The organism is Dorea sp. AF36-15AT (assembly GCF_003477705.1).
In the GTDB taxonomy this organism is placed as follows: domain Bacteria; phylum Bacillota; class Clostridia; order Lachnospirales; family Lachnospiraceae; genus Claveliimonas; species Claveliimonas ammoniilytica.
Genome location: NZ_QUDV01000010.1, coordinates 28,673 through 52,698, shown reverse-complemented (window position 1 = coordinate 52,698; position 24,026 = coordinate 28,673). Strand labels below are relative to the sequence as shown.

Here is a 24,026-nt window from a genome sequence, read left to right as displayed (position 1 = left end):
AGATACACAAGAGAATGAGGATCAGACATGGGGAAGATATATTGCATGATGGGGAAAAGTTCATCAGGAAAGGATACGCTGTATCAGAAGGTTCTGGAGCGACTGCCGCAGATACACAGGGTAGTGCCGTATACGACCAGACCGATCCGGGAAGGCGAGCAGGACGGAGTGGAATATCATTTCGTGGATGATAAGCAGCTTGCCGAGCTGGAAACAGACGGTAAGATCGTGGAGCTTCGGGCATATAACACGGTACATGGTATCTGGAAATATTTTACCGTAGATGACGGTCAGATTGACCTGGAGCAAGGTGATTATCTGCTGATCGGCACACTGGAGACCTATGAGAAGATCCGGGAATATTATGGTGCGGAGCATCTGGTTCCGATCTATATAGAAGTGGAAGATGGGGAACGGCTTGCAAGAGCACTGGAACGGGAGCGCAGACAGGCAGTTCCAAAGTATAAAGAGATGTGTCGGAGATTTCTTGCGGATGAAGAAGATTTCTGCGAGGAGAATCTGAAGCGTCTCGGGATAGATAAAAGATATAGAAATACGGACATGGAGACATGTCTAAATGAGATAACAGGAGTGATGTGCAATGGGAAGCTTTAAGGACGTAGTAGGACATAAAAATATTATCGAATATATTCAGAACGCAGTGAACGCCAATAAGGTTTCTCATGCGTACATTCTAAACGGAGAACGTGGTTCGGGTAAGAAGATGCTGGCAACGCTTTTTGCAGAGACGCTGCTTTGTGAGGAACAGGGAAGTTCGCCTTGTAACAAGTGTCATTCCTGCAAACAGACAGATAGTGGCAATCATCCGGATGTAATCTGGGTGCAGCATGAGAAGCCGAATACGATCAGTGTGGATGACATTCGTACACAGCTGAATAACGATATTGAGATCAAGCCGTATCAGGGACCATATAAGATTTATATTGTGCCGGAGGCAGATCTGATGACGACGCAGGCGCAGAATGCATTGCTGAAGACATTGGAAGAGCCACCGGAGTATGCGGTGATCTTTCTTCTGACTGAGAATGCAGAGAAGCTTCTTCCGACCATCACTTCCAGATGTGTCATGTTGAAGCTGCGCAATATCCGCGATAAGCTGATCCGCAAATACCTGATGGAGAAGCTGGAAGTACCGGATTACAAGGCTGATATCTGTACAGCATTTGCACAGGGCAATATGGGCAAAGCAATCATGCTGGCACAGTCCGAACATTTCGGGGAGATCCGTGATGAAGTAGTACAGCTTTTGAAATATATCCATGATATGGAAATCAGCGAGATCGAAAAAGCGATCAAGAGATGTCAGACATATAAATTAGAAATCAATGATTATCTGGATATTATTATGATATGGTATCGAGATGTGTTATTATATAAGGCGACCAAAGATGTGAATGAGATTGTATTTAAGGATCAGGTATCCAGCATCAAGGAGCAGGCGACCAGAAGTTCATATGAAGGTATCGAGCTGATACTGGAAAGTCTTGAAAAGGCGAAGACCAGACTGGATGCGAATGTTAATTTCGAGCTGGTTATGGAGCTTCTGTGTCTTACAATAAAGGAGAACGGCTAAATGATAAAAGTAATTGGAGTAAGATTCCGCACGGCAGGAAAAATCTATTTCTTCTCGCCAGGAGGACTGGAACTGAAAGCGGGAGATAAAGTAATCGTAGAGACTGCGCGTGGCGTGGAGTTTGGTTCAGTGGTGACCGGTATAAAAGAGGTGCCGGATGATCAGATATCCCAGCCATTGAAACCGGTTATCCGAATTGCCACACAGGATGATGTGCGGAGAGAGGCAAAGAACCGGGAAAAGGAAAAAGAGGCATTTAAGATCTGTCAGGAAAAGATCCGCAAGCACGGGTTGGAAATGAAACTGATCGATGCAGAATATACATTTGATAATAACAAAGTACTGTTTTATTTTACCGCGGATGGACGTATCGACTTCCGCGAACTGGTAAAGGATCTGGCAAGTGTATTCCGCACCAGAATCGAATTGCGGCAGATTGGCGTCCGCGATGAGACAAAGATCCGCGGAGGCATTGGCATTTGCGGAAGACCGCTGTGCTGTCATACTTATCTGACAGAATTTGCACCGGTATCGATCAAGATGGCGAAGGAGCAGAATCTGTCATTGAATCCGACTAAGATTTCAGGTGTGTGTGGACGATTGATGTGCTGTCTGACCAATGAGGAAGAGACATACGAAGAGCTGAACAGTCATTTACCATCTATCGGCGACTATGTGACCACACCGGAGAAGCTGAAGGGAGAAGTACAGTCGGTAAATGTACTGCGTCAGACGGTTAAGGTTATTGTATCACTGGATAATGACGAAAAGGAAGTTCGTGATTATAAAGTGGATGAACTTCGATTCAAACCGCGCCGCAGAAAGAATAATCGTGTTTCTAAGGAAGAAATGAAGGAACTCAGAGGTCTGGAAGAGAAGAATGGAGCATCCAAATTAAACGATGAGTAGAGAATACGATAAGAATGAGCTGATCCATCCAGGCGAGCGTCTGGATGATCTGCAGACGGGCGGATATTATCTGATCCAGGATCCGTCCAGATTCTGTTTTGGTATTGATGCAGTGTTGCTGTCGTCTTTTGCCCGTGTGAAGCGTGGCGAGAAAGCATTGGATCTTGGAACCGGAACCGGTGTGATTCCGATTCTGCTGGAATCCAAGAATCAGGGCGCATTTTACGGCGGGTTGGAGATTCAGGAAGCCAGCGCGGATATGGCGAGACGGAGTGTGCAGTATAATGATCTGGAACAGAAAATCGAGATAAAGACCGGAGATATCAAAGAGGCGGCAGCCCTGTATGGCGCAGCCTCTTTTGAAGTTATTACGGTAAATCCTCCGTATATGATCGGAGAGCATGGTCTGAAAAATGACAACGAAGCCAAGTACATTGCCAGACATGAAGTGTACTGCACACTGCAGGATGTGGTAGAACAGAGTGCGAAGTTATTGAAAGACAAGGGCAGATTCTATATGGTTCATCGTCCATTCCGGCTGCCGGAAATCATGTGTGAGATGTGCAGGGCAAAGCTGGAACCGAAGCGGATGCGTCTCGTATATTCCAGAGTCGATAAGGAACCGAGTATGGTGTTGATTGAAGGCATGAAGAATAGCAGACCACGGATGCAGGTGGAAGCACCGCTGATCGTATATGAACAGGATGGAAGTTATACAGAAGAAGTACTGGCTATGTACGGCGATATGAAGAAGAGCCGGGAAGAGAGATAGCAGAACGGCAGAGTAAAAGATAAAAAATAAAGCACAGTTACAGGAGGATAATTATGAATCCGGGAACATTATATTTGTGTGCGACACCAATCGGTAATCTGGAAGATATGACATTTCGGGTAATTCGGACATTGAAAGAAGTGGATATGATCGCAGCAGAAGATACCCGTAACAGTATCAAGCTGCTGAACCATTTTGAGATTAAGACACCGATGACCAGTTACCATGAATATAACAAAATTGAAAAAGGACATAAGCTAGTACAGATGCTTCTGGAGGGAAAGAATCTGGCACTGATCACAGATGCGGGTACACCGGGTATTTCTGATCCGGGAGAAGAACTGGTGCAGATGTGTTATGAGGCCGGAGTGCCGGTAACATCGTTGCCGGGAGCTGCGGCATGTATTACCGCGCTCACATTATCAGGATTGTCCACCAGAAGATTTGCATTTGAAGCATTTCTCCCTTCGGACAAAAAAGAACGGCAGCAGGTACTGGAAGAGCTGAAAAATGACACTCGCACGGTTATCTGCTACGAAGCACCGCATCGATTGGTGAAGACGTTAAAGGAACTACTGGAAGCGCTTGGCAACCGTCGGATTACTATCTGCCGGGAACTGACGAAGAAGCATGAGACTGCATGGCAGACACATATTGCGGAAGCCTGTGAGTATTATCAGGAAAATGCACCAAAAGGGGAATGTGTACTGGTGATCGAGGGCAGAAGCCGGGAGGAACTGAAGGCAGAAGAGCAGGAGCAGTGGGAACAAATGCCGTTAGAAGCACATATGGAACATTATGAGTCTCAGGGCATGGATCACAAGTCGGCAATGAAGCAGGTAGCGAAAGATCGTGGAGTCAGCAAACGCGATATATACAGAATGCTACTTGAACTTGGACAATCTGACTAAGAATCGGTAAAAAGATTGTTCAACCTGGTCATAGTAACCAAAGAATGGATTCGGTATAATGGATGACAGTAGAAAAAGACTGTTTACTCAGGAGGAATGAACATGGCAAGTTTATCATTAAAACATATTAATAAAACATATCCAAACGGATATGAAGCAGTAAAAGATTTTAATCTTGAGATTGAAGATAAAGAGTTTATTATCTTTGTCGGACCATCAGGATGTGGTAAGTCTACAACACTTCGTATGATCGCAGGTCTGGAAGATATTACAGGTGGAGAGTTATACATTGGCGACACCAAGATGAATGATGTAGATCCTAAGGATCGTGATATTGCGATGGTATTCCAGAACTATGCCCTGTATCCTCATATGACTGTATATGACAATATGGCATTTGGACTGAAGCTCCGTAAAGTGCCGAAAGACCAGATTGATAAGATGGTTCGTGAAGCCGCTAAGATCCTGGATCTGGAGCCACTGCTGGATCGTAAGCCGAAGGCATTGTCAGGTGGTCAGCGTCAGCGAGTAGCGATGGGACGTGCGATCGTACGTGATCCAAAGGTATTCCTGATGGATGAGCCACTGTCTAATCTGGATGCCAAGCTTCGTGGACAGATGCGAGTAGAGATTTCCAGACTGCATCAGAGACTGGGAACTACCATTATCTATGTAACACATGACCAGACAGAGGCCATGACACTGGGAACCAGAATCGTAGTTATGAATGGTGGTATCGTACAGCAGGTAGATACACCACAGGTATTGTATGATAAGCCGAACAACCTGTTCGTAGCAGGATTTATCGGATCTCCGCAGATGAACTTTGTAGATGCGCTTTGCTGCGTAGAAGGGGACGGCGTGATCCTGTCTCTGCAGGATGCAGATATCCGTTTGCCGAAGGACAAAGCTAAGAAGCTGATCGATGGAGGATATGATGGCAAGAGAGTTGTTCTTGGTATTCGTCCGGAAGATATTCATGATGATCCGGAATACCTGGCAGCACACCGTGATACAGTGATCACAGCGAAGATCCGTGTATACGAGATGCTGGGAGCGGAAGTATTCCTGTACTTCGATTACGATGGAGCGAATATGACTGCAAGAGTAAAACCGGATACCAAGGCAAGAACGAATGATATGATCGATTTTGCACTTGATCCGGAGAAGATCCATGTATTCGATAAAGAGACCGAATTGACGATTACAAACTAGAATATTGGAAAAATTATAAAGAGACACAGGAGACGATGAGGATTCATCGTCTCCATTTGTATTCATAAACTGCATTACCATATTATGGATTACAGACTTTACCGAAATAGTATAGGCGACAGGGCGGAACGACACAATTTCTCACAAATTAACACGAATTATGTATAATAGACATATGTTGTGTGGGCAGGGGAATCAGAAAGAAGGTGCGTATGAAAATAAAGGTAATTCTCCCAATTATGGTTGCAACTGTGGCGGTGTGCAGTTATATTAAATATCAGAAAACAGAAGTTGAGATTGCACGCTTTGATTATCGCATGCGGGTGATGAAAGAAGAAAGCTGCAGGATGCAGAATGGGAGGGGATTGTTTGCTGACGAATCAGGTGATTCAGAAAACAATACAGGATATCAAGAGAGTATCGGGATATGAGACTTCACTGTGGGGAGCGGATGGAGAGAGTATGGCGTCATCCGCATCGGAGTCTGAGACTCTGAAGGACAAAGTAAAAAGCTTTATAGAAGACAGTGAAATGGAAGATATATCGGAGAGAACGGATGAAGAGACAGCGTTATTTGCCATATATGCAGATCGTGCACTGGAGTATGTGCTGGCACTGACCGGGACTGGCGATGACCGTATGCTGGCAGGGCGTATGGGCGTTATTCAGGTGGTCGGGCTGATGAAAGCATGTGGGGAGCAGATGGATAAAGATCGCTTTATTCAGAATCTGCTGTTAGACAATCTGCTTGTGGTGGACATTTACAATCGTGCAAGAAAACTGCACATTGCAAATGAGCGACGGAGAGTCGTGTTTATCGTAGAACCGAAGGATGAGAATGACAATCTGGTACTTGAAACAATGCGTGGACTTTATGGTATGGGAACCAGGGATTTTGTTACAGCGATAGACGAAGGACATATTATATTAGTAAAAGAACTGGAAAATAAAGAGGATTACCCGGAGATCCTGCAGATGGCGAAAGTAATCGTAGATACTCTGAGTATGGAAGCAATGGTGAATGTGAGAGTATCCTACGGAACGATCGTGCAGGAGCTGAAAGAGGTATCTCGTTCATATAAAGAAGCGGACATGGCACTGGAAGTGGGACGGGTATTTTATGGAGAGCGCGGTGTGCTGGCATATAATGAACTTGGCATCGGACGTCTTGTTCATCAGTTACCAAGATCTCTGTGCGAAATGTTTCTGAAAGAAGTGCTGGCTGTAAATGCAACGGAGATGTTCGATGATGAAGAACTGGTCACGGTATATGCATTTTTCGATAATAATCTTAATATTTCTGAGACAGCCCGTAAGTTATTTATACACCGGAATACGCTGGTGTATCGCCTGGAGAAGATTCAGCGGAAGACAGGTCTGGATGTCAGAGTCTTTGAGGACGCACTGACATTTAAGATTGCGGTTATGGTAGAAAAGCATTTAAAATATCTGAATAACCAATAATAAAGGGCGGTTGCTTATTGTATGGCAACCGCTTTTTGTGTTACACTAAACAAACGAAGTCAGTCCGTTAAGAGGGGCTGGAAGGAGGAGAAAAATATGGTAAAACTTTACGATAAAGGCGTATATCTTCTGAATGGAACAGAGATTGCAGAAGATGCGCGTCAAGTGGAGCAGAAGACCGGACAGAAGATATCCAGAGAGGAAGCCGTAAAGCAGACGATGGCTTACCGCATTCTGGAATCGCACAATACATCTGGCAATATGGAACGACTGCAGATTAAGTTTGATAAGCTGACATCTCACGACATTACATTTGTCGGTATTATACAGACTGCGAGAGCATCCGGACTGGAAAAATTTCCGATTCCTTATGTCCTGACTAATTGCCACAATTCATTGTGTGCAGTTGGCGGTACGATCAATGAAGATGATCATATGTTTGGACTGACATGTGCAAAGAAATATGGCGGTGTGTATGTACCGCCTCATCAGGCTGTTATCCATCAGTTTGCCAGAGAGATGCTGGCAGGTGGCGGAAAGATGATTCTTGGTTCTGACAGCCACACTCGTTATGGTGCGTTGGGTACTATGGCAATGGGCGAGGGAGGACCGGAGCTTGTAAAGCAGTTGTTGAATAAGACTTACGATATCCGCATGCCGGAAGTCATTGCGATCTATCTGGACGGCGAGCCGAGGAAGGGTGTCGGTCCTCAGGATGTAGCACTGGCGATTATCGGTGCGACGTTTGGTAATGGATATGTGAATAATAAGGTTATGGAATTTGTCGGTCCTGGTGTGGATAAGCTGAGTGCAGATTTCCGTATCGGTATCGATGTTATGACCACAGAGACCACCTGTCTGTCTTCTATCTGGAAGACGGATGAGAAGATCCGCGAGTTCTATGAGATTCACGGACGTGAGGGTGATTATAAAGAACTGAATCCGGGAGCAGTGACGTACTATGACGGTATGGTATATGTAAATCTGAGTGAGATCAAACCGATGATCGCAATGCCGTTCCATCCGTCCAATGTATACACGATCGATGAAGTTAATGCGAATTTGGAAGATATTCTTCATGAAGTAGAGAAGAAGGCGTTGGTAAGTCTGGATGGCGCGGTAGATTATTCGTTGCAGAGCAAGATTGTAGACGGCAAGCTCTATGTGGATCAGGGACTGATCGCGGGATGTGCCGGCGGTGGATTTGAAAATATCTGCGCGGCAGCAGACATTATCAAGGGCAAATATATCGGTGCGGACGAATTTACATTCAGCGTATATCCGGCAAGTACGCCGATTTATATGGAGCTGGTGAAAAATGGAGCAGTGGCTGATTTGATCGAATCCGGAGCGATTGTGAAGACGGCGTTCTGCGGACCATGCTTTGGTGCGGGAGATACTCCGGCGAACAACGCATTCTCAATCCGTCACTCTACCCGTAACTTCCCGAACAGAGAAGGATCGAAACTTCAGAGTGGACAGATCGCGTCAGTAGCATTGATGGATGCGCGTTCCATTGCAGCAACTGCAGCGAATAAAGGCTTTCTGACACCTGCAACGGATCTGGACGTACAGTACAAGGGACAGAAGTATCACTTCGACAGTAAGATTTATGCGAACCGTGTGTTTGACAGTCATGGCGTGGCAGATCCGTCTGTGGAGATTAAATTTGGACCGAATATCAAGGACTGGCCGGAAATGCAGCCGCTGCCACAGAATTTGTTACTGAAAGTAGTATCGGAGATCCATGATCCGGTAACGACGACAGATGAGCTGATTCCGTCAGGCGAGACATCTTCTTACCGTTCTAATCCGCTTGGACTCGCAGAATTTGCGCTGTCAAGAAAAGATCCGGGATATGTAGGACGGGCAAAAGAAGTACAGAAGGCACAGAAAGCAATCGAGGCAGACACCTGCCCGAAGACAGCACTGCCAGAATTGCAGACAATCATGAGTAAGGTGCATGATAACTTTGAAGGTGTAAACCGGAGCAATCTGGGAATCGGAAGCACGATATTTGCGGTAAAACCAGGAGATGGTTCGGCAAGAGAACAGGCGGCATCCTGTCAGAAGGTACTTGGCGGCTGGGCTAATATTGCCAACGAGTATGCGACCAAGAGATATCGTTCGAATCTGATCAATTGGGGTATGCTGCCATTTATCACAGAAGAAGAACATGAGCATCTGAGCTTCAAGAACGGAGATTATATCTTTGTACCGGATATCCGAAAAGCGGTAGAGGATAAAGATGAAGTGATCCATGCATATGTGATCGGAGATGAGGTCACAGAATTGTCATGGAAGCTCGGCGAGCTGACAGACGTAGAAAGAGAGATTATCCTGAAAGGATGTCTGATCAATTACTATAGAGGATAATTGAGAAAGTGAAATGAGGAACTTAAATTTAAAGAAAAATTTGAGTTCCTTTTTTAGATCCTGTGAATATTACTTTAGATTCTTGAACAAACTAAAAAAAAGTGATAGAATCTAAAAAAAGATATGGAGGAACTAAAATGACAGCGGAAGAACTATATGAGAAACTGAAAAAAATTCAGAAAATGAAATGCGAATCTCAAACATTGGAACTTAAAACCGCGAAAGATGGATGCCCTAAGAGATTATATGATACGTTGTCGAGTTTCTCGAATCAGGATGACGGCGGAACGATAATCTTTGGTATTGATGAAAAAAAGGATTATAAAGAAACCGGAGTTTATGATGCACAGGATATCCAAAAGAAAATTAACGAGCAATGTCTGCAAATGCAGCCAGTTGTCAGACCGTTATTGACTGTCATTGAAAAGGATGGAAAGTTTTTTGTCTCGGCAGAAATACCAGGAATCGATATTACTGAAAGACCGTGTTATTATCAAGGACGTGGACGTTTGAAAGGATCGTATACACGCATTGGTGATAGTGATGAGCCAATGACAGAATACGAAGTATATAGTTACGAAGCTTATCGGAAAAAATACCAAGATGATATCAGAGAAGTATCTCGTGTGACAATGGCATCGCTGGATCAGACATTGTTGGATGAGTATATCAATCAATTAAAAAAAGGAAAACCTCGTTTAGCGGCAGTTGAAAATCAGGCTATATATGAATTGATGAGTATAAAGAGAAATAATGAGGTCACACTCAGTGCTACGATGATGTTTAGTCCCTATCCACAAGCATATTTTCCACAATTATGTATTGTGGCAGTTGTAGTACCAGGAAATGAAATGGGAGAAACTGGAGAAGCCGGAGAGCGCTTTTTGGATAATCAGCGGATCGAAGGAAATATTCCGGATATGTTGAGTGAGGCATTGCAATTTGTTAAACGCAATATGCGGGTGAAAAGCATTATAGATGTAGAAACCGGTAAACGGGAAGATCGAACAGACTATCCGATTATGGCAGTCAGAGAAGCAGTGATAAATGCACTGGTGCACAGGGATTACAGTATTCATACGGAAGGAATGCCGATTCAGATTATTATGTATGATGATCGTTTGGAAATTCATAATCCAGGAGGAATATATGGACGCATCCGTATAGATCAGTTAGGTAAAGTACAGCCAGATACGAGAAATCCGGTATTAGCATCAGAATTAGAAGTGCTTGGTATTACCGAGAATCGTTATTCCGGTATACCAACGATTCGAAGAGAAATGAAAAAATATAATTTGAAAGAACCGGAATTTTCAGATGAACGCGGAAGTTTTATCGTTAAGTTTTATAAAATGGCAGCGAAGAATGAAATAGAAAATATGGAAGATGATGAAATTCAAAACCTATTGCTATTTTGTAAAACACCGCGTACAAGAAAAGAGATAGCAGAATATTTGGGATTATCGTCTATTACTTATGCGATTCAAAAGTATGTAATGCCGTTGGTGGAGGATGGAAAGATAAAAATGAGTATTCCGGAAAAACCGAAAAGTCCAAAGCAGTTATATTATAGTGAATAAAAAATTAAATTTGTTGAGAAATTGAAATGAGGAACTCAAATTTTTGAAAAGATTTGAGTTCCTTTTTTAGATCCTTAAAAGAACTCAAATAGGATCTGAAAAATTAAAATATAAAATAAAATCTAAAATTTAATGCAACAAATCGTGAATTCCAGTAATCTTATATATAGATACCGTAATCAAGGATTGAGCGCATAGTGCGGAACACCCTGTATGGTATCGATAAGTAAACAAGAAAATGAGATTCGAAGGAGGTACAGCATGAAATGTGATGCGGCAGCATTTGCCGGAATGTATGAGACTATCTATAAAGACCTGTACCGCTATGCATTGTGTATGATGAGGAATCCCCATGATGCGGAGGATGTAGTGAGCGAGACCGTTATAAAAGGGTATGAGAGGATACATACGCTGCGCAGTGAAGATGCGTTCAAAAGCTGGATGTTTACGATATTGTCAAATGTGTGCAAACGCAAGTGGAAGGCAATGGCGAAGCAGAGTCCGGTGGAGAATGAAAATGTGTGGGAGCAATTATCGGACGAGGCGGCGGGAGAAGATGTGATGAATCTGCGCCTTGATCTCAGGCGTGCACTTGCGGTGCTTTCTGAAGAGGAGCGGATGATCATCGGTCTGTCAGTATATGGTGGATATCAGAGTCAGGAGATCAGCAAGATTCTCCATATAAAAGATGGGACAGTACGTTCTAAAAGAAGCAGAGCAATCGGTAAGATGAGTATGGTGTTGAAGAAGGGAGGCGCAGGTTATGAATAAATGGGAAGAAGATATGATAGAACAGCTTCGCAAGAAATCAGAAGATATCCAGATTCCAGACAGTCTGCGGCCGGATCAGATAGAAAAGCGGTTGTCAGAGCGACCGAAAAAGTATCATTGGAAGAAAGGGTATACGGCAGGACTCGCGGCAGCTTGTTGTCTGTTGGTATGCGGCGCAGTGTGGGGGATTCAGAAAAGCCCACAGAGAGTATCACCTGTAGAAAAACAAGATACAGCAACCGATCAGGCTGAGAGTTCCGACATTCAGACAGCGAAAAGCTATGATCAGATCTATGAATATCTGCAGGCGAATCAGGATGACCAATATGGCACAGATACCGGAATGCTGGAACGGGGCGTTGTGACGGAATCAGCAGAAGATTCATCGAGCACGAATTCAGCGGCGGCCGTGGATACAGGAGTGGCGCAGAACAGCAAATCCTCAGAAAATGCAGTGTATTCAGAAACCAATGTACGTCAGGAAGGTGTAGACGAAGCAGATGTGGTTAAGACAGATGGACGTTATCTGTATACATTAAAAGATAATGGCAGGTCTGTGGCAATTGTGGATACTTCAAATGGAGAATTGCAGATGGTTATTTCTATACCGGTTGAAGATGATGATCAAGCCAGAGAATTCTATGTCAATGATGGTCATCTGATTCTCGTCAGCGAATTTAATCAGGAGAGAGAGGATGGTACCTGGACGTATGCTTCGACAGATACAAGGGTGACAACTTATGATATTACAGATCCGGAGAAGCCAGAGAAGGCAGGGGAAGTGACACAGAGTGGATCTTACACATCCTCTCGTTTGACGGACGGACATCTGTATCTGTTTACTCAGTATTCGGTCGATGTAACGAGCGGAATAACACCAAAGGATAAGAAAGATTATATTCCGTATGTGAATCAACAGATGCTGGAGGCAGATGACATTTACCTGCCGCCGTTTTCTCAGGCATATATGTACGAAGTGGTAAGTTCGGTAGATGTTGCGAAGCCAGGAGAAATTCAGGACACCAAAGCCATTTTCAGCGATGGTGGGGAACTTTATGTGAGCAACGACAACATCTATTGGTATGAGACTCAATGGTCAGATAAAACGGAGACCGTAATAAAGCGCATTTCTTATAAAGGTGGGAAACTGAAAGCAGAGGCATCCGGCAAGGTGGATGGATATATCAATGATTCGTTCAGCATTGATGAATATGATGGCTATCTGCGGGTGGTCACTACCGATGACGAGACGAATGGATTATATATTCTGGATTCAAATATGAAGGAAGTTGGATCGATCACCGGGCTTGCAGAGGGAGAACAGGTATATTCTGCGAGGCTGTTGGGAGACACAGGGTATTTTGTGACATATGAGCAGACAGATCCGTTGTTTTCCGTAGATCTGTCGGATCCGAAGAATCCGAAGATCATCGGGAAACTAAAGATACCAGGATTTTCCGAATATCTGCATTTCTATGGAGAAAATCTGTTGCTTGGCATCGGTATGGATGTGGATGAGGATGGATTTACCACGAATGGCGTGAAGCTGTCCATGTTTGATATCAGTGACAGCAGTGATGTGAAAGAGATACAGAAGTACACACTGGAAAATGTCTACAGCGCAGCTGTGATGTATGATTACAAGGCAGTGCTGATTGATCCGGAGAAAAATGTGATCGGATTTGCGGCAGATGGAAACAACGGTGAGAATTATTATGTATTTTCCTATAATGATACAAATGGATTTGAATGTCTGATGAATGAGACGGTTAATGGAAATGGCTACCAGTCGGCGCGAGGAGTCTACGTGGATAATACGTTGTATGTGGTTAAGGGAAATATTATCGAAGCCTACGATATGGCAGATTATCAGAAAATAGACGACTTGATCTTGTAGAAAAATGTCGTTTGGAATAGTAATGAAATTGTAACAGATTTTTAACAACTTACCGCGAAAATTTTGACAATGAATACACCGTATGTTAAACTGAAATAAGCTATATAAAAACATAGTTTGCAGTATTACTGAAACATTTTGAGGTGAGAACATTGGATAAATATGAATATCGGGTAAAAACAGAGCAGATGCTGGAGCATATGGAGCGCAAGCGTTATAAAAAAGCGATGGAGATTGCGGATACCATAGACTGGCGTCGGGTGAAGAATCCGGCGATGCTGAACAGCGTCAGTGAGATATATGAATTTAACGGAGAATATCAGAAGAGCAGGGATGTGTTGTTTGTAGCATATGATCGTGCACCAAACAGCAGAAAGACGATCTATCGTCTGGGAACACTGGCACTCAGGCTGAATGATGTGGATGAAGCTTCCGATTGCTATGAAGAATTTGTGAAGCTGGCACCGAAAGATCCGAACCAGTACATTTTAAAATATAAGATTCTGAAGGCGCGTCGTGCACCGCTGTCGGAGCAGATTGATGCGCTGGAAGAATTTAAGAAAGCAGAATATATTGAAAAATGGGCATACGAGTTAGCATGTCTGTATGATCAGACCGGTATGACGGCAGAGTGTCTGGAGGAATGTGATGATCTGATTCTGTGGTTCAGCGAAGGTAAATACGTTTATAAAGCGATGGAGCTTAAGATGAAGTATAAGCCGTTGACACCGCTTCAGCAGGAGAAATACAACAGCCAGAAGAAAGCATATGAGCATCCGGTGGTTGAGTCTGAAGAAGCAGAGGAACAGCAGGAAGAGGAAGCTAAGGCGGTTGAAGAAGCACCGGAGAATGCTGTGGCAGAATCCTCTGAAAAAGACACAGATAAAGGTGAGGATAAAGAAGCGGAGACATCGATTCTTAGAGAAGAACCAAAAGAGGTATCTACAGAAGATATCGCAGCAAAGGCTCTTGCGGCAGTAGCTGAGACAGAGGAAGTTCCGCTGACAGCTGAGAAGAAAGAAGCTGAGAAGTCAGAAGAAGAACCGGCAGAAAAGCCACATAAGAGATCCGGTCTGCGCCAGTCTGTAAAGGGCGCAACCCTTGCAGAGGCACTGAAAAAGGGAATGGCGGTTGCGAATGGAGAGAATCCGGAAAGCAAAGCATTGAATAAATCAGATGAAGATCTGCGTGTAACCGGTCAGATGAAGATTGACGATATCCTGCAGGCATGGGAAGCTAAGCAGAAGGATAATGCGGAAGCGATTGAGATCCAGAAGAAGAAAGATGAAGAGATCCTTGCGCAGAAGAAGCTGGAAGCAGAGAAACGTCGTGAGGAAGAAGCGCGACGCATCGAAGAACAGCAGAGAGCGGCCGAGGAAGCACGTCGTATTGCTGAACAGAAGGCAGCAGAAGAAGCCAGAAGAGCAGCGGCACGGCGAGCAGAAGAAGAACGGTTGCTGGCAGAGCAGAGAGCAGAAGAAGAGCGCAGACGTGCGATTGAAGAAGCAGAAGCAGAAGAGAGACGTCTGGAGCAGGAGGCGGCTGAGAAGGCTAAGGTTGAAGCGGAAGCCCGCAGAAAGCAGGAAGAAGAGGAAACTCAGGAAATTGAAGAAGCTCTGGAGGAAGTAGAGGCAGAGGAAGACGAATTCGAAGAAGCTGAACTGGAAGAAGTAGATGAAGATGAATTCGAAGAGGACGAGTTCGAGGAAGCTGAACTGGAAGAAGTAGAAGCAGATGAGGACGAATTTGAGGAAGTCATGCCTGAAGAGCCGGAAGCAGAAGAAGCTGAATTCGAAGAAGACGAGTTCGAGGAAGCTGAATATGAAGAAGTTCCGGATAAAACGGATGATCTGGCAGATCTGCTCCGTGAACTGGAAGAGACTGATGCAGAAAAAGAAAACGATGATCAGGGATTCTTTGATGATGAATTTGAAGAAGACGATGTGAATGACGACTTCCTGGATGATGATCTCGACGCAGAATATGATGAGTATGAGGAAGAGCCGAAAGGTGAAGAAGCATACGACGATGATGAATTCGAGGAAGACGAATTTGAAGAGGGCGACTTTGAGGATGAGTTCGAGGAAGAAGAGCCGGAACCGGATCTTAGCAACATCGATGATCTGACGATTGAAGAACCTAGTGAGGAAGAGATCCAGAGACGTATCAAGAAAGGACGCGGAGGCGTACCATTTGACACAGGATTCGTAGTAACCGGACGTTATGATCTGAGTGCTACCAGTGAGATCGGTCTTCGCGCCGGTCTGACAGAGGAGCAGAAACAGTTATTCTCTTATTTCGTACCGGTACGAGGCATGAGCGAACAGATCGTAGAAGTTCTGGACAATGACCGCAGAGAACGGAGAGAAGGAACATCGCGTACTGGTAATATCGTGGTTATCGGACACAAGGGATCTGGTAAGACTGTTCTTGCAGTAGATATTGTAAAGGCAATTCAGAAGCAGAGAAATCTGAAACAGGGCAAGGTAGCAATTGTTACCGGAGAGTCTCTGAATAAGAAAGAACTGGGAGGTATCGTACAGAAGCTACGCGGCGGTGCGATCATCATTGAGAAGGCCGGCCAGCTGAATACCAGAACCGTTCGTGATCTGAATCGCCTGATGGAGAAGAGAACAGGAGAACTTCTGGTAGTTCTGGAGGATCAGAGAAAACCATTGGAGAAGCTCTTTACTGCTAATCCATCTTTCAAGAAGAAGTTCACTTCTAAACTGGAACTTCCGGTATTTATCAACGATGAGCTGGTAACATTCGGACAGACCTATGCGAAGGAAAATGGTTATAAACTGGATGAAATGGGTATTCTGGCACTGTATAGCCGAATCGATGTAATGCAGAGAGAGGATCACGCAGTGACGGTTGCAGAAGTAAAAGAGATTATGGATGATGCCATTGACCATTCGCAGAAAGCAAATGTAAAGCATTTTGCAAGACGAGTATTCGGTAAAGGAACCGATGACAGAGACCGTATCATTCTGAAAGAGGATGACTTCCGAATCTAATAAAAAGAAGATAGTACAAAAGAGAGTTTTGGACAGATTGCTGTTCAAAACTCTTTCTTTTTACGGGGGTATCAAGTATAATTATATGTAAAGAAATATGACCAGAAGAGGGTGAAGTTATGGAGGGAAAGAGGAGAGTGAAACCATACGAGATTGGCGAACTGGATCAGTATCTGCTGGGACAGGGCAATCATTATGAGATTTATAAAAAACTGGGTGCACACCTGGTTGAAGATGGAGATAAAAAGGGTACATATTTTGCAGTGTGGGCACCGAACGCACAGAAAGTATCTGTCATTGGCGAGTTTAATGATTGGGATCTGACTGCGGATGTAATGGAGAGGAATGATCCGGTAGGAATCTATACCTGTTTTGTGGAAGGCGCAAAAGAGAACGAGATGTACAAGTTCTGCATTGAGACAAAAAAAGGAGAGCTGCTCTACAAAGCAGATCCATATGCGAATTATGCAGAATTGAGACCGGGAACAGCGTCTCGTATTACGGATATATCGAAGATTAAATGGACAGATAAGGCGTGGATGGATCAACGTTTGAAATGGGATCACAAAGAGAAGCCGATGTCCATTTATGAGGTGCATATCGGTTCGTGGAGGAAGCATCCGGAAGACGAGGATGGTTTCTATAATTACCGTGAATTTGCAAAAGAGATTGTCAAGTATGTCCATGATATGGGATATACACACATAGAGTTAATGGGTATCGCAGAGCATCCGTTTGATGGCTCCTGGGGCTATCAGGTGACCGGATATTTTGCACCGACATCACGCTATGGTACGCCGGAAGATTTTGCGTGGATGATCAATTACCTGCATAAGAACAAGATTGGAGTTATTTTGGACTGGGTACCGGCACATTTTCCGAAGGATGCACATGGTCTGGCAGACTTTGATGGTGTACCGGAGTATGAATATGCAGATCCGAGAATGGGCGAGCATCCGGACTGGGGAACCAAGATCTTTGATTTTGGCAAGAACGAGGTAAAGAACTTCCTCATATCCAACGCATTATTCTGGATCGAGCATTTCCATATCGATGGACTCCGCGTGGATGCGGTGGCATCGATCCTGTATCTTGATTATGGTAAAAAGGACGGCGAATGGGTACCGAATGAATTTGGCGGCAATAAGAACCTGCAGGCAGTGGAATTCTTTAAGCATCTGAATTCAGTGGTGCTTGGCCGTAATCCGGGCGCAGTGATGATTGCAGAAGAGTCTACAGCGTGGCCAAAGGTGACCGGAGAGGTGGAAGATGACGGTCTTGGATTCAGCCTGAAATGGAACATGGGATGGATGCATGATTTTACCGAGTATATGAAGCTGGATCCGTTATTCCGTAAGGGAGCGCATTACAATATGACATTTGCCATGAGTTATGCGTACAGTGAGAAGTATATTTTGGTATTGTCACACGATGAAGTGGTACATCTGAAGTGCTCGATGATCAATAAGATGCCTGGGCTTGGCTGGGAGAAGTTCGAGAATCTGAAAGCGGCTTATGCATTTATGATGGGACATTCCGGCAAAAAGCTTCTATTCATGGGTCAGGATTTTGCACAGTTCAGAGAGTGGAGTGAGAAGCGGGAACTTGACTGGTATCTGTTGGCTGAGAAAGAGCATCAGCAGATGCAGAGCTGGGTACGTGATCTGCTTCATCTGTACCGCCGCAGAAAGGCATTCTATGAGCAGGATAACACCTGGGAAGGATTCGAATGGATCAATGCGGATGACAGAGACAGAAGCATTTACAGCTTTGTACGCCATGCAAAAGGCGGCAAGCAGAATCTGCTCTTTGTGATTAGTTTCACTCCGGTGGCAAGAGAAGATTACCGTGTTGGTGTGCCAAAGCGCAAACAGTACCGCCTGATTCTGAACAGTGATGAAGAAAAATATGGCGGAACCGGTAAGAAGAGGCCGGCTGTATACAAAGCAGAGAAATCCGAATGTGACGGAAGACCATATTCATTTGCTTATCCGCTTCCGGCATATGGAGTGGCGATTTTTGAATTTTAGCGATAGCGACGAACGCACCACGGAGGAAGGAACTCCGGATGCTGGGAGGCGAGAGTTCATGACGAAAGTGGTATGTGAGTGCAACGGAAAGGGAGCGTGCTCTGCACGCGAACTTAGCGTTCGGAGCGTACAAAGACGAACGCACCACGGAGGAAGGAACTCCGGATGCTGGGAGGCGAGAGTTCATGACGAAAGTGGTATGTGAGTGCAACGGAAAGGGAGATGACATGCGACTTAGAAATATACCGCGTGCAGAGGGTGTGCTTCAGGCACACCCTATTGTAATCAAAGAGGAAAATAATCAAAAAGGAAAATGGAATCAGATTTTTGGCAATGATCATCCGATTTACATTGAGATTGGTATGGGAAAAGGTCAGTTTCTGATGACACTTGCAAAGCAGAATCCGGATATTAATTATATCGGTATTGAACGGTATTCCAGTGTGTTACTGCGTGCTGTGGAGAAATACGAAGAATTCTGTGGAAGGGACATTGTGCCGGGCAAGGAAGGAATGGAACTGCCGGAGCTGACCGTAGATCCGGAGCTGTCGAATATCCGGTTTGTCTGCATGGATGCAGGTCTTATCACGGATGCATTTGCGCCGGGAGAGGTAGCAAGGATTTATCTGAATTTTTCGGATCCATGGCCGAAGAAACGGCATGCAAGAAGGCGTCTTACTTCAAAAGAATTTTTGAAGAGATACGATCAGATACTGGCAAAAGATGGAAGAGTAGAATTTAAGACGGATAACAGGGATCTGTTCGCATTTTCACTGGAAGAGGTGGCTGAGGCAGGATGGACACTTGAGGCGAGTACCTGGGATCTGCATCACGATGAGACGATGAATCAGGGGAATGTGATGACAGAATACGAAGCGAAATTTTCATCCATGGGCAATCCGATCCATAAGCTGATCGCAGGGAGATAAGCGGATTGCAACGAGATAAGCTGTAAAGAGTATACTATAGCGAGAGGTGATAACAAGATGATTCATTTGACAGCTAAGAATTTCGCGATGGAAGCAAAACACTACCCGGGTCCTGTGGTAGTGATGTTTTATGCAGTATGGTGTGGCAAATGCGCCATGATGAAACCTGTGCTGGAGAAGCTGGAGCAGAGATATGCGGAGCGTATCCGCTTCTGTGAAGTAGAGATTGAAGAATCGGCGGTGCTGGCTGCGGAATACGGCGCAGATGTAGTGCCGACTTTTGTGACATTTCGGGATGGCGAAGTGTACAGTATCATGCAGGGAGTTATCGATGAGAAGATATTTGCAGAGAGGATAAAGGAACTCTTATAAAACTTATAAAAGTCTTTACAAAATTATAAGAAAAGTTTCGTGTACAATCGGAAAAGATTGTGCTATATTATGTGGAGGTGAAGTGGATTACATGAATAAGAGAGTGATCTTCTTCGCCTCTTGGACATAATGATTCATAATAATGGGGAGCATCATCAGGATGCAGGAGGGAGAAGTATATGAAAATGAAAAAGGTACTGCCGATTCTTATGGCAGCAGTTTTGACTACAGCAAGTCTGCCGATGATGGCAAATGCGTCAGATGCGTCATCACAGACAGAGAGCAGCACAGAGTCATCAGAAAGCACTGGGGACAGCAGTAATTCCGAAAAGTCTTCTTCATCGGAATCAGAAGCGGAGGATGTGACTTCTGATACACAGGATAAGGATACAGCAGGAGACAATTCCGACAATTCAGAGAATACAAAGGACTCAACAGCTGATACTACAGATACAGATGCTGAGGACAGTACAGATGAGACAGAAGTGATCGAGGGAGATCAGGTAGATACAGATAATGTAGTTACATTAGGTGAGAATCTTACTACAGAGCAGAGAGATGCAATGTACAAGTATTTTGGTACTTCTGCGGACAAGGTAAGAACTATTATTGTAACACATTCTGATGAAGTAAAATATATGGAAGGTATCGCAACAGCTGAACAGATCGGCAACACAACAAACAGCTGTGCATACGTAGAACCGACCAATTCCGGTGGAATCAAGGTAAAGACAGCGAACCTGAATTTTGTAACAAGTGCAATGATCGCAAGTACACTGACAACCGCCGGTATGGAGAACTGCAATGTTATCGCAGCCTGCCCGTTTGAAGTATCAGGAACAGGCGCATTGACTGGTATTATTATGGCATATGAGACTGCCAGCGGAGAGAAGCTGGACGAGGGCAAGAAGGAAGCTGCTATGGAAGAACTGATCACAACCGGTGATCTGGCTGATTCTATCGGCTCTGAGGAAGCCACCCAGGTAGTTGGTGAAGTGAAGGAAGAGATTCTGGACAAGGGTCTGACAGATCCGGATGAAATCGGAGATGCGGTAGATAAGATCGCGGAGAAACATGATGTAACACTGACAGATGATCAGAAACAGCAGTTGGTATCGCTGATGGAGAAGATCTCCCAGTATGATTATGATCTGGATTCTATTAAAGACACATTGAATAATCTGAGCGGTAAAGTGGGTGCCCTGGAAGGTGTGTGGAATTCTGTTAAGAGTTTCTTCGTAGGATCAGGAGACGGTATTCTGAATGATACCGATGATTCTGCACTGGGAAGCGATATCATTACAGACAGTAATGTAGATGTAAGTGGATTCAAAGATGGTCTGCTGACAAGAATCATTAATTTCTTTAAAGGTGAATAATACAGACAGGTAACAAGCCGGACGGTCGAGAGACTGCCCGGCCTTTTACTTTTTGAAAAAATAAAAATGTTATATCATATTTGATTAATAGAAAAAAGGTGTATGATTATTACGATGCAAAGACAACGTGAGGTCAGACGATAGGAAGGTGTGAAGATGAAATGCCAATATTGCGGAACTGAAAATGCGGATGATGCAAAATTCTGTGCAGCGTGTGGAAAGCCTGTAATCGGGCAGGAAGAAGCGAATGACGAGACAGAGGTTGCAGCAGAAACAGCGGAGACTCCAGAAACAGCAGAAAAGCCGGAAACAAATGAGAAAACTCAGAAGAAAAAGAATAGTAGGAATCGCAAAACGAAACTGATGATAATTCTAATCTGTGTGGCAGCAGTAATTATATTTTTGGCTGGATTTATGATCATGCGAGCCAGGAAGACGATCGATCTTGATAAGTATGTGAGTTTTGAGTCGACAGGATATGAAGGCTCAGGAGATGTATATGCGCAGATTGACTGGCAGAAGGTTGAGAAAAAATATGGTTCCAGATTATCGCTTACTAAGGAATTCAAGGAACAATACGGAATCGGTGCGGATTCTGTATCACCGGTGGATGTCTTACAGTCGTTCATAAGTGTGGAAGTCGAATCAGATAGTAATCTGTCTAATAATGATAAAGTGAAATATAAATGGAATATCAATAAAGAGTATTCGCAGTATGTGAAATGCAGATTAAAGTATAAAGATGGTTCATATAAGGTGAAGGGACTGGAAGAGGTTAAATCGTTTGACGCATTTAAAGACCTTGACGTTAAATTTAACGGAACAGAACCGAGTGGCTATGCTAGATGGGATTATAAAGGTTCAGATCTAACAGCGGCAGATTTTCATTGTGAGTCGTATGAGACTCTGAAGAATGGAGATAAGATCAAGATATATCTGGACAAAAGCAAAGCAGATGAATATTCAGCAAATTTTGGAAAGATTCCGGAGAAATGGGAAAAGGAGTATACAGTTAAGGGACTGAATTATTATATCACGAAGAGCAGTGAACTGGATGATGAAACTCTGAAAGAAATGCAGGAGCAGGCGGAGGAAGAATATCATAACCATATGAATCAGCACTGGGGAAACTATGAATCTTTAGAGAGTCTTACCTATATGGGAGATTATCTACTGAGCTCAAAGGAGAAAAATGGCAATGCATTATATCTTGTATATCATGTAAAAGTAAGAGATGCCTACAGTAACGGAAGCGAATCGTATGACCAGGTCAATGACGTTTACTGGTTTATCTGTTATCAGGATGTGTTGGCTGATGGAGATGGGAATTTGATTGTTGATATTTCAGATTATCGTACTCCAAAAAATAAATTTACGATTAGAACCGACGTGAAGGATCAGTCGATGACGGATATGCTTTGGAAATATTATGGATATCAGACGTTAGACGATTTGTATAAAAATGTAGTAACAGCAAATGAATCTGATTATAATCATGACGATAATGTAGATGCATCAAAATAGGATTAAGCACTGATAAACAGTGGTATCTCCGGTGGAAAGCAGGTAAAAAAGAATAACAGAAGAGTACTTCCGGCCCACCATAAAAAGATCGTGAGTATGGAAGTGCCATGGAACAGCCTCTCTGTATGCGCAGAGAGGCTGTATGTGATTATAACGCCAAGATAATACAGAAGAATGTCAATCAGCACGAAAGACTTGCCGATGGCGCCGCTGTATCCATAGAAAAGTATGATAATGAAAAACATACCACACCAGACAGCGAACAGTCTGGAACCGAAGAAGCGAGCCCTGTCCGGCCTGCGGATGATATATTCAATCAAAGACAGCAATAGAAATGGGAAGAAGAGTAGTTTCAGGTGCTCCCAGACAGATTCGTTGACAGGAGTGAAAAGAGCGATGACAGGATTCTTACCAGACCAGTCATAGAGAAAATGATTCAGCGTACCAAGGATCATTGTGACGATCATATATGGGAAAGACTGGCGTGGAATAATGCGGATCATAAAAACCTCCTGGATATGTAGCTATAGAGTATATATATTCGGCGGAAAGGGGGAATATGAATAACAATTAGAAGACAAAGTACGGGAAATCATCTGCTTTTTACCTTGAAAAACTACCCCGACAAATTTTTTGAAAAAATTTCAAAAAAGTACTTGCTTTTTTTGGAAAGTTACTCTATAATAAATCTTGCGTTCGCGAGGAACGGAAAACGAAATAAGCGCGATTAGCTCAGCTGGCAGAGCACCTGACTCTTAATCAGGGTGTCCAGGGTTCGAACCCCTGATCGCGCATTTAAAAATCACTGTTTTTGCAGACATGGAGCTGCGGGGGCGGTGATTTTTTTGTTACTATATAATGATTTAGACCTTCTTTCACACAAGAAAGCCTGTTATGCATGCTTGCGTGTAAATAGCAGGGTTTCTAAATAAGGATAAGGTACTATGAAAAATGAAAGAATATAAGAGGATGATAACATGAATATAGTAAATGAATACGGAATTATCGGAATATACTACATCTGCGTAAATGTCATAGCGTTTATCTTATATGGCCTGGATAAAAAATATGCCAGGGAGGGCAGATGGAGAATCCCGGAGAAGACACTGCTGGGCATTGCGTTGATCGGTGGGGCAGCAGGTGCCTGGATCGGGATGCAGACATTCAGGCACAAGACAAAGCATATGTCATTTCGGACGCTGGTGCCGTTGTTTGCAGTGGTGCATATGTGGATGATAGTAAGATATACAAATCTGATATAATGGTCACTAAATCATGAAATA

Annotated in this window: 20 protein-coding genes and 1 tRNA gene; 20 read left to right on the top strand and 1 reads right to left on the bottom strand. The window is 43.9% G+C overall.

Going from position 1 to position 24,026, the window contains the following annotated elements; all coding sequences use genetic code 11:
* The first annotated feature begins 27 nt into the window (after nucleotides 1–27).
* From DWZ93_RS13080 to DWZ93_RS12995, 18 genes are all read left to right on the top strand, one after another.
* Entirely contained in the window at nucleotides 28–615 is a 588-nt protein-coding gene (locus DWZ93_RS13080) for a guanylate kinase (RefSeq protein WP_118383244.1), read from the top strand.
* Complete coding sequence (gene holB, locus DWZ93_RS13075; protein WP_118383243.1) at nucleotides 602–1,594, top strand: DNA polymerase III subunit delta'; 993 nt, start codon at nucleotides 602–604, stop codon at nucleotides 1,592–1,594. Before DWZ93_RS13080 ends, holB begins: the two co-directional genes overlap by 14 nt.
* Entirely contained in the window at nucleotides 1,595–2,503 is a 909-nt protein-coding gene (locus tag DWZ93_RS13070) for a PSP1 domain-containing protein (RefSeq protein ID WP_118383242.1), read from the top strand.
* A complete protein-coding gene (locus tag DWZ93_RS13065; protein WP_118453193.1) occupies nucleotides 2,496–3,275 on the top strand; it encodes a tRNA1(Val) (adenine(37)-N6)-methyltransferase in 780 nt (259 codons plus the stop codon). The genes DWZ93_RS13070 and DWZ93_RS13065 overlap by 8 nt, the downstream gene beginning before the upstream one ends.
* Nucleotides 3,276–3,328: 53 nt before the next feature.
* Nucleotides 3,329–4,186, top strand: coding sequence for a 16S rRNA (cytidine(1402)-2'-O)-methyltransferase (rsmI, locus tag DWZ93_RS13060; protein ID WP_118383241.1), 858 nt, complete (start codon nucleotides 3,329–3,331; stop codon nucleotides 4,184–4,186).
* A gap of 102 nt (nucleotides 4,187–4,288) precedes the next feature.
* Nucleotides 4,289–5,401, top strand: coding sequence for an ABC transporter ATP-binding protein (locus DWZ93_RS13055; protein ID WP_118453192.1), 1,113 nt, complete (start codon nucleotides 4,289–4,291; stop codon nucleotides 5,399–5,401).
* Between the two features lie 212 nt (nucleotides 5,402–5,613).
* Complete coding sequence (locus tag DWZ93_RS14770; RefSeq protein ID WP_118383239.1) at nucleotides 5,614–5,832, top strand: hypothetical protein; 219 nt, start codon at nucleotides 5,614–5,616, stop codon at nucleotides 5,830–5,832.
* Nucleotides 5,771–6,865 carry a PucR family transcriptional regulator gene (locus tag DWZ93_RS13045; RefSeq protein WP_118453191.1) on the top strand — a complete coding sequence of 365 codons (1,095 nt, stop codon included), beginning with the start codon at nucleotides 5,771–5,773 and terminating at the stop codon, nucleotides 6,863–6,865. Before DWZ93_RS14770 ends, DWZ93_RS13045 begins: the two co-directional genes overlap by 62 nt.
* A gap of 96 nt (nucleotides 6,866–6,961) precedes the next feature.
* Nucleotides 6,962–9,241: a hydratase gene (locus DWZ93_RS13040; protein ID WP_118453190.1), complete on the top strand. Its 2,280-nt coding sequence runs from the start codon at nucleotides 6,962–6,964 to the stop codon at nucleotides 9,239–9,241.
* Nucleotides 9,242–9,378: 137 nt separating this feature from the next.
* Nucleotides 9,379–10,821 carry an ATP-binding protein gene (locus tag DWZ93_RS13035; RefSeq protein WP_118453189.1) on the top strand — a complete coding sequence of 481 codons (1,443 nt, stop codon included), beginning with the start codon at nucleotides 9,379–9,381 and terminating at the stop codon, nucleotides 10,819–10,821.
* A 261-nt stretch (nucleotides 10,822–11,082) separates the two neighbouring features.
* The gene (locus DWZ93_RS13030; protein ID WP_118453188.1) at nucleotides 11,083–11,592 is read left to right on the top strand and encodes an RNA polymerase sigma factor; all 510 of its coding nucleotides are present in this window, start codon (nucleotides 11,083–11,085) and stop codon (nucleotides 11,590–11,592) included.
* Complete coding sequence (locus tag DWZ93_RS13025; protein ID WP_118453187.1) at nucleotides 11,585–13,489, top strand: beta-propeller domain-containing protein; 1,905 nt, start codon at nucleotides 11,585–11,587, stop codon at nucleotides 13,487–13,489. The genes DWZ93_RS13030 and DWZ93_RS13025 overlap by 8 nt, the downstream gene beginning before the upstream one ends.
* A gap of 188 nt (nucleotides 13,490–13,677) precedes the next feature.
* Nucleotides 13,678–16,509, top strand: a complete 2,832-nt coding sequence (locus DWZ93_RS13020) for a hypothetical protein (protein ID WP_118453235.1) — start codon at nucleotides 13,678–13,680, stop codon at nucleotides 16,507–16,509.
* A 119-nt stretch (nucleotides 16,510–16,628) separates the two neighbouring features.
* Nucleotides 16,629–18,539, top strand: a complete 1,911-nt coding sequence (glgB, locus tag DWZ93_RS13015; RefSeq protein ID WP_118453186.1) for a 1,4-alpha-glucan branching protein GlgB — start codon at nucleotides 16,629–16,631, stop codon at nucleotides 18,537–18,539.
* Between the two features lie 227 nt (nucleotides 18,540–18,766).
* On the top strand, nucleotides 18,767–19,468 hold the full coding sequence (gene trmB, locus DWZ93_RS13010) for a tRNA (guanosine(46)-N7)-methyltransferase TrmB (RefSeq protein ID WP_118453234.1): 702 nt from the start codon (nucleotides 18,767–18,769) through the stop codon (nucleotides 19,466–19,468).
* A 57-nt stretch (nucleotides 19,469–19,525) separates the two neighbouring features.
* Nucleotides 19,526–19,840: a thioredoxin family protein gene (locus tag DWZ93_RS13005; RefSeq protein ID WP_118453185.1), complete on the top strand. Its 315-nt coding sequence runs from the start codon at nucleotides 19,526–19,528 to the stop codon at nucleotides 19,838–19,840.
* Nucleotides 19,841–20,019: 179 nt separating this feature from the next.
* Nucleotides 20,020–21,219 (top strand): DUF1002 domain-containing protein, encoded by a 1,200-nt coding sequence (locus DWZ93_RS13000; RefSeq protein WP_243061292.1) that lies wholly within the window; start codon nucleotides 20,020–20,022, stop codon nucleotides 21,217–21,219.
* Nucleotides 21,220–21,375: 156 nt separating this feature from the next.
* Nucleotides 21,376–22,743, top strand: coding sequence for a zinc-ribbon domain-containing protein (locus DWZ93_RS12995; RefSeq protein WP_118453184.1), 1,368 nt, complete (start codon nucleotides 21,376–21,378; stop codon nucleotides 22,741–22,743).
* 2 nt (nucleotides 22,744–22,745) lie between these two features.
* Here the strand turns inward: DWZ93_RS12995 and DWZ93_RS12990 are convergent, their stop codons facing one another.
* On the bottom strand, nucleotides 22,746–23,246 hold the full coding sequence (locus DWZ93_RS12990; protein WP_118453183.1) for a DUF6512 family protein: 501 nt from the start codon (nucleotides 23,244–23,246) through the stop codon (nucleotides 22,746–22,748).
* Between the two features lie 218 nt (nucleotides 23,247–23,464).
* Here DWZ93_RS12990 and DWZ93_RS12985 point away from each other — a divergent pair.
* Together DWZ93_RS12985 and DWZ93_RS12980 are read left to right on the top strand one after the other, a co-directional pair.
* Nucleotides 23,465–23,537: transfer RNA gene (locus tag DWZ93_RS12985), tRNA-Lys, on the top strand.
* A gap of 183 nt (nucleotides 23,538–23,720) precedes the next feature.
* On the top strand, nucleotides 23,721–24,005 hold the full coding sequence (locus tag DWZ93_RS12980) for a DUF1294 domain-containing protein (RefSeq protein WP_118453182.1): 285 nt from the start codon (nucleotides 23,721–23,723) through the stop codon (nucleotides 24,003–24,005).
* Nucleotides 24,006–24,026 lie beyond the last annotated feature (21 nt).

Bases quoted from the DNA above. Each gene is read 5' to 3' on its own strand.
- DWZ93_RS13080 (WP_118383244.1), top strand. From the start codon at position 28: ATGGGGAAGATATATTGCATGATGGGGAAAAGTTCATCAGGAAAGGAT.
- holB (WP_118383243.1), top strand. From the start codon at position 602: ATGGGAAGCTTTAAGGACGTAGTAGGACATAAAAATATTATCGAATAT.
- DWZ93_RS13070 (WP_118383242.1), top strand. From the start codon at position 1,595: ATGATAAAAGTAATTGGAGTAAGATTCCGCACGGCAGGAAAAATCTAT.
- DWZ93_RS13065 (WP_118453193.1), top strand. From the start codon at position 2,496: ATGAGTAGAGAATACGATAAGAATGAGCTGATCCATCCAGGCGAGCGT.
- rsmI (WP_118383241.1), top strand. From the start codon at position 3,329: ATGAATCCGGGAACATTATATTTGTGTGCGACACCAATCGGTAATCTG.
- DWZ93_RS13055 (WP_118453192.1), top strand. From the start codon at position 4,289: ATGGCAAGTTTATCATTAAAACATATTAATAAAACATATCCAAACGGA.
- DWZ93_RS14770 (WP_118383239.1), top strand. From the start codon at position 5,614: ATGAAAATAAAGGTAATTCTCCCAATTATGGTTGCAACTGTGGCGGTG.
- DWZ93_RS13040 (WP_118453190.1), top strand. From the start codon at position 6,962: ATGGTAAAACTTTACGATAAAGGCGTATATCTTCTGAATGGAACAGAG.
- DWZ93_RS13035 (WP_118453189.1), top strand. From the start codon at position 9,379: ATGACAGCGGAAGAACTATATGAGAAACTGAAAAAAATTCAGAAAATG.
- DWZ93_RS13030 (WP_118453188.1), top strand. From the start codon at position 11,083: ATGAAATGTGATGCGGCAGCATTTGCCGGAATGTATGAGACTATCTAT.
- DWZ93_RS13025 (WP_118453187.1), top strand. From the start codon at position 11,585: ATGAATAAATGGGAAGAAGATATGATAGAACAGCTTCGCAAGAAATCA.
- DWZ93_RS13020 (WP_118453235.1), top strand. From the start codon at position 13,678: ATGCTGGAGCATATGGAGCGCAAGCGTTATAAAAAAGCGATGGAGATT.
- glgB (WP_118453186.1), top strand. From the start codon at position 16,629: ATGGAGGGAAAGAGGAGAGTGAAACCATACGAGATTGGCGAACTGGAT.
- trmB (WP_118453234.1), top strand. From the start codon at position 18,767: ATGCGACTTAGAAATATACCGCGTGCAGAGGGTGTGCTTCAGGCACAC.
- DWZ93_RS13005 (WP_118453185.1), top strand. From the start codon at position 19,526: ATGATTCATTTGACAGCTAAGAATTTCGCGATGGAAGCAAAACACTAC.
- DWZ93_RS13000 (WP_243061292.1), top strand. From the start codon at position 20,020: ATGAAAATGAAAAAGGTACTGCCGATTCTTATGGCAGCAGTTTTGACT.
- DWZ93_RS12995 (WP_118453184.1), top strand. From the start codon at position 21,376: ATGAAATGCCAATATTGCGGAACTGAAAATGCGGATGATGCAAAATTC.
- DWZ93_RS12990 (WP_118453183.1), bottom strand. From the start codon at position 23,246: ATGATCCGCATTATTCCACGCCAGTCTTTCCCATATATGATCGTCACA.
- DWZ93_RS12980 (WP_118453182.1), top strand. From the start codon at position 23,721: ATGAATATAGTAAATGAATACGGAATTATCGGAATATACTACATCTGC.